General features: G+C 39.3%; 6 protein-coding genes. 3 read left to right on the forward strand and 3 right to left on the reverse strand.

Annotation, left to right across the window (positions count from 1 at the left end; translation table 11 throughout):
* Positions 1-96: 96 nt before the first annotated feature.
* Both AC2JBO_RS42735 and AC2JBO_RS42740 read right to left on the reverse strand, forming a co-directional pair.
* Positions 97-408, reverse strand: coding sequence for a Uma2 family endonuclease (locus AC2JBO_RS42735; RefSeq protein WP_496959694.1), 312 nt, complete (start codon positions 406-408; stop codon positions 97-99).
* 205 nt (positions 409-613) lie between these two features.
* Positions 614-2017: an IS4 family transposase gene (locus AC2JBO_RS42740; protein WP_496959689.1), complete on the reverse strand. Its 1404-nt coding sequence runs from the start codon at positions 2015-2017 to the stop codon at positions 614-616.
* Between the two features lie 107 nt (positions 2018-2124).
* Here AC2JBO_RS42740 and AC2JBO_RS42745 point away from each other — a divergent pair, with 107 nt between their 5' ends.
* A complete protein-coding gene (locus tag AC2JBO_RS42745) occupies positions 2125-2505 on the forward strand; it encodes a hypothetical protein (RefSeq protein WP_496959690.1) in 381 nt (126 codons plus the stop codon).
* Between the two features lie 148 nt (positions 2506-2653).
* Here AC2JBO_RS42745 and AC2JBO_RS42750 read toward each other — a convergent pair whose 3' ends face one another.
* On the reverse strand, positions 2654-2839 hold the full coding sequence (locus AC2JBO_RS42750; RefSeq protein WP_496959691.1) for a hypothetical protein: 186 nt from the start codon (positions 2837-2839) through the stop codon (positions 2654-2656).
* 115 nt (positions 2840-2954) lie between these two features.
* On the opposite strand from AC2JBO_RS42750, the gene AC2JBO_RS42755 reads away from it, so the two are divergent.
* On the forward strand, positions 2955-4058 hold the full coding sequence (locus AC2JBO_RS42755) for a catalase family protein (RefSeq protein WP_496959692.1): 1104 nt from the start codon (positions 2955-2957) through the stop codon (positions 4056-4058).
* Between the two features lie 78 nt (positions 4059-4136).
* Positions 4137-4874 carry a DUF1995 family protein gene (locus AC2JBO_RS42760; protein WP_496959693.1) on the forward strand — a complete coding sequence of 246 codons (738 nt, stop codon included), beginning with the start codon at positions 4137-4139 and terminating at the stop codon, positions 4872-4874.
* The last annotated feature ends 489 nt before the right edge of the window (positions 4875-5363 follow it).

Raw genomic sequence — 5363 nt, forward strand, 5'->3', positions numbered from 1 at the left:
AACGAAGGCAGAAGGCAGAGGGCAGAGGGCAGAAGGTAAGTTCAGATGGGGTTTCTGACCCCAACTGAACGAAGACACCGTATAGACGGTGGGGTTTTATACCCGCTTGTTCCCTTCGGTAACAGGCAGAGGGCAGGAATCAGAATTCCCTTCAGCATAAGTGCCTCCTGCCCTCTGCCTTAGCTGATAAACCGGAATACCTGCACGCGCGTAAATACGTTTTTTATAACTTCTATCACGCTCAAGAGTTGAGTCAGCTATTTCCACAACCAAAGCTAAATCATTGGCACCAGGATGACGTTCTGTATAATCACGAGTATCGCCTCGTACAATTACAACATCAGGTTCCGGTTCACTATCTTCTAAAGTAACTGGTTCTTGAGCATCAACATACCAACCGATGGCAATACTGCTCGGTTAAGGAAGAATGAAGGGTAAAATCAAGAAAATATAGTTCTCGTTTTAAACACGAGAACTAAAGCAGTATATATAAACCCGCAGAAATTCATGCCTAGACAAATATATTATCAAGGAACGTAATTTTATATTTAATATTATTTCAAAGTTTCTAACAATTATTTGAACCGTTTTTCGTTTATACTGTTCACAATTATTATGTGCTAGCAGCAGTTTCAAAGACTTTGAAAGTTAACTGCTGCTTAACAGTACCATTGCCTCGATGTAATCGCTTTTTACTTTTAAATTTAGACCTAGTTTTTTTCACAACTCTTGGATTGCTCCTTTGTTGTGCAGGTGGTATTTCTGAGTCTAAAATTTCCCAAATTAGCCAACTATAATATACATTTATAACTTCAGCTTCTGAATCAATTTGTTGGAATAGTGTCACCGCGCGTTTAATAACACGTAAGCTTCCAGTAAAGCTTAAGCGTAACGGAGAGATACCAGCGACCTCAGCGCATTTAAACATCAGACAACGTATACAATAATGCCCTAATAACCAGCCATAAATTTCCTGAACTACTTCACGAGGATTTTTAGAACGTATAGGAATTTTACGACCATTTAAATGAACTTTTAATTCATCTAAAGTATTCTCTGCCTCCCAACGCTGATGATATTCGCACGCTAAAAGTAGTGCCGGGAAAGTAGCAATATCTATCAAATCAGTAATTAAACGGTAAACTTTTTCTACGCCGTTTTCTTCAACTATATATTCAATTACACGTACTGGCAGTCGAACTGCACCTTTCTTTCTCGACTTCCCATCCGGAACAATCCATGATAAATAAGAACCGTCGGGAAAAGTTTTTACAACTTCAAATTTTACATGAGCTGGCACACGGCCTAAAACATGACATCCTTGTTTAATTGCTGCATTAAACATCTTGAATGAATGTAACCCTCTGTCCCACATTAATAACATATCCTTAAAGACACTACGTAACAGTTTTAAAGCACCCCTTCTTTCACCAATTCGGTAAGGACAACAAAACGCATCTATTATTAAACGTGTACCTGCTTCTACCAAAAAAACTAATCTTGCTTTTGGAAAAGCTGGATACGTACCAGGTCTAGAACCAGGATAGCCAAAAACTCTTGCATTCGTTTCTGTATCAGGAACATCAAAAACTGACCCATCAACAGCCATTATCCTTAATCCACATAAAAAGGCACCTGGTGTTTGAGGAGAAGCTAACGGTTTACATACCATTTCAAATAAACGAGTCATTACGGCGGCGCCAACTCGTTGCCTAGCTTCACTAATTGACGAAGATGTTGGTATTTTAAAACGTTTTAGAAGTACAATTTGTAAGGAATTAAAACCATGAACAAGATTTTTAAGTACATCAACAATTGAATCATCAGACCAAAAACTCATAGCAATTATTAGAGAAATTACTACGTGTGTAGGAAGTATCCTTTGACGCTGATGCTCACTATCCGTAGTTATAATTGCTTGCATTATCACCTTGGTAGGGATTACCTGGTTAAGAGCCAGGAGCAATTGCGCTCGATTTAAGGCTTGATTGTTGAATTCAAAGTTAATTAGAGTCATTAGCACTCAGAATTAAGGTTTAATTTTGTTGTAAGATAATATAAATTAAACCATTATTCGTTCTCGTTAAAAACACGAGAACAATATTCTCCCTAGTTTAGCAGTCAATGCCTACGAAAACAGATGATGTTATTGCCAGAGCGGAACTCTTGCAGCAAGCAATAGCAACTTTACAACTACAAATTCAGCAAATTCAATCTACTGGAGAAGTGGCGCCCGAAGGTTGTTGTGTCCTGCGCTACCAGGCACGAGGACAAAAGGGAACTTACTGGTACTATAAATTACACGCGACTACGCCTGTTTTCCTTACGAAAACTCCCAATAAATTGAGTAAGTATAAGCATTTGGGGAAAGCTGGAAGCTCCGCTCATATTGATGCTGTTATGCAAGTTACACGAAGGATGCAAATTGACACCTTAAAAAATACGATTCATTCTCTCAGGCAAAACTGGATAGATTTGTACGAGAGCCAGAAAGAGAAAAAATAACCTATAACCTAATCAATTATGTCTGTTCTCGTTTTTAAAACGCGAACAAAAATAGTACTATTTTACCCTCTATTTCCCTTAACCGAGCAGTATTGCAACCGATGGGAACGATTTGTTCTAATGTGTTACGAACTAATTTATTACTAACTCAATGTGGAGGATTCTTTGGCATTTTCTGAATTATCCAACCTTCGAGCAATTCCACAGGGTCATCTTCAGTAAGTATACCAAAGTGAATCATTTCATGGTACTCAGAAACACTAAAACGCCAAACTGGTTCGGTTGGTACAGGCGCCGTTGTGTTGCTTGTGTAAGAACGAGTAAAAATGGACACAGCTTTATTTACTCTTGCAATAAGACTATTTTAGCAACTAATTTCTGATTCAATCTCTTCGTTAGGTGCTAGTTGTACTAATGTAGGTAAGTGCCCCCAATCTTTAAAGCTGTTTATGTCGAGCCAAAACCAGTTGTATGTACGATACTCCGACGATGTTGAAGTCAAGCAGCCTGATGAGGATAAGGTAATTGATGACATCATCTCCTCTTTTGAGCGGATGCGGCGCTTTGTATATGATAAGCACCGACACGCACTACGCGGCGCCCACGCTAAAGGTCATGGTGCTGTTAAGGGAGAGCTAAAAATCTACGATAATCTACCAGAACATTTAGCGCAAGGATTATTCCAGGCACCGAGAACTTACCCTGTCATCATTCGGTTCTCAAATGCCCCCGGCGATATTATACCAGACGGCGTTTCTTCATTTCGGGGTATGGCAATTAAAGTCATTGGCGTAGAAGGACAAAAAGTTTTAGAGTCTTCTTCAGATGCGCTTACCCAAGACTTCTTAATGATTAATCACCCAACTTTCCCTGCTGGTGATGTCAAAAAATACCTGATAGAACAGTTAGCACAGGAAAAAGTTGTAACTGTTCCCGAAGAAGCACAGCAACTTGTAACTACCGCTCTTCGTACCGTTAACACCGTTACCGAAAAAGTTGGATTGGAACTATACCCCACCTCTTTGGGAGTAACAAAGCCCGAAACTAATATTTTAGGTGACACATTCTACACTACAGCAGCGCTTCGCTATGGTGATTATATCGCCAAAATTAGCGCTGTTCCTGTATCAGCAAGTCTTCTACCTTTTATTGGGCAGAATGTTAAAATAGATAATCATTCTACTCTTAGAGATTTAATCGTTGAGTTCTTCAAAACAAACTCTGCTGAATACGAACTACGCGCGCAGCTTTGCACGAACTTGGAGCGAATGCCCGTAGAAGATGCCTCAGTTCGTTGGTCTGAAGAAGAAAGTCCTTACCATCCTATAGGAAAAATCACGATTCCTCCGCAAGACCCATATAGTCCTGCACGTAGAGTTTATGTTGATGAGGTACTGTCGTTTAGTTCCTGGCACTGCATTCCACAACATAAACCTCTCGGTTCCATCCAGAGAGTACGCATTAAAGCATATGAAACTTCTTCTCGTTTCCGCCACGATATGAACCAACAACCACGAGTTGAACCACGTAGCATTGATGAAATGCCCAACTAGTCGTTTTTATGTCAATAAATTCGAGAAATTAAACAAGCCCGGAAATAATAAAATAGTTTTTTAATTAGCTAAAAGCAAATGGCTGAATTACCAAAGACTTTAGAAGACGCTATTATCCAGGCACAACAAGCAACTCAAGCTGCGATAGCTGATGGTCATACTCGCTTACAGGTCGAGTTGCTGTTTCCCGAACTCAAGTTTATGCCTGTGGCAGAGCAATTTATCCCAGCTTTTGAAGCTTACGGCGATAAATTTAAAGTTTTATTCGCAGATGCTGGCGCCAGTGCGCTTGCGCGTCGTGACTGGGCGAGTGTACCATACCGTATTGAAGATATTGGTACAGGTCGCACAGCTTCGCTTGAATCTAAAATTCAACCCGAAGATGAAATATTCCTGTTCATCTCCCCAACTTCGCAGGAAGTTCCCCAACTAGAACAGCTTTGTCAGTTAATTGGCGAACAGCGTCCCTTCATAATGCTAAACCCACGTCTTGAAGATTCAGGAACCGTAGGTATTGGTTATGCCGCGCGTCAAATTCGTGAACGATTTATCAAAACTATCGAATCATGTTACCATCTACGTCCAATTTTTGAAGAAGCCGCAGTTTTCCGCTGCTACCCTGGAATGTGGGAAATATGGGCACAAAATGACGGCAACTACGAAAAAATCATTGAATTACCCCATAAACCTTCGGGTGAAGAAATTGATAATATCCTTGCCAAAGGAAATACCGCTAACTCGTCTGTAGAGGCGCCTGCTAAAAAACCTAACATGTTACGAGGTTTACAGCGGTTCCTAAAAGCCTTAAGCAGTTAAGGCAACGAATGTAACGGATGAGTTATTTGTTACATCCGTTACATCCGTTCATAATCCGTTGCCAAATGTAAACAAATATAAATTTTTCCTTGACCAAGTACTTATAGATGTATATCTATATATTTCATAGATGTAATATAATTTAACGAACACATTGCAAAAATCAACATTGGTGCATAATAGTAATTTTGAACTATTTTTTTCAACACCAGACGGGCAATAGAATACCATCTAAATCAAAAGTGTTGCTTATAAAACATTAACTACTTAAGTGTAAAAGTAGTAATTTTTGGATGTAATAAGTAATAACACTTAAGAAAGAACGCTAACTAGCTGATTCAACAGTGTTATTACTTATTTTTATATTTACCAAATGAACTATCCTATCTATTAGTACAGAGACGCTGACGCACAGGTATGAAGGCGTAGTTATAAAAAAACTTGTAGCGAGCCAAGTATGATTAAGGTGCAGCTTCGTATAAATTTATA

Source organism: Calothrix sp. CBUCES-K 9914, assembly GCF_059640475.1.

What these genes read in the sequence shown, in the direction of transcription:
- AC2JBO_RS42740 (WP_496959689.1), bottom strand. Translation starts at nt 2,017, where the DNA reads ATGACTCTAATTAACTTTGAATTCAACAATCAAGCCTTAAATCGAGCG.
- AC2JBO_RS42745 (WP_496959690.1), top strand. Translation starts at nt 2,125, where the DNA reads ATGCCTACGAAAACAGATGATGTTATTGCCAGAGCGGAACTCTTGCAG.
- AC2JBO_RS42755 (WP_496959692.1), top strand. Translation starts at nt 2,955, where the DNA reads ATGTCGAGCCAAAACCAGTTGTATGTACGATACTCCGACGATGTTGAA.
- AC2JBO_RS42760 (WP_496959693.1), top strand. Translation starts at nt 4,137, where the DNA reads ATGGCTGAATTACCAAAGACTTTAGAAGACGCTATTATCCAGGCACAA.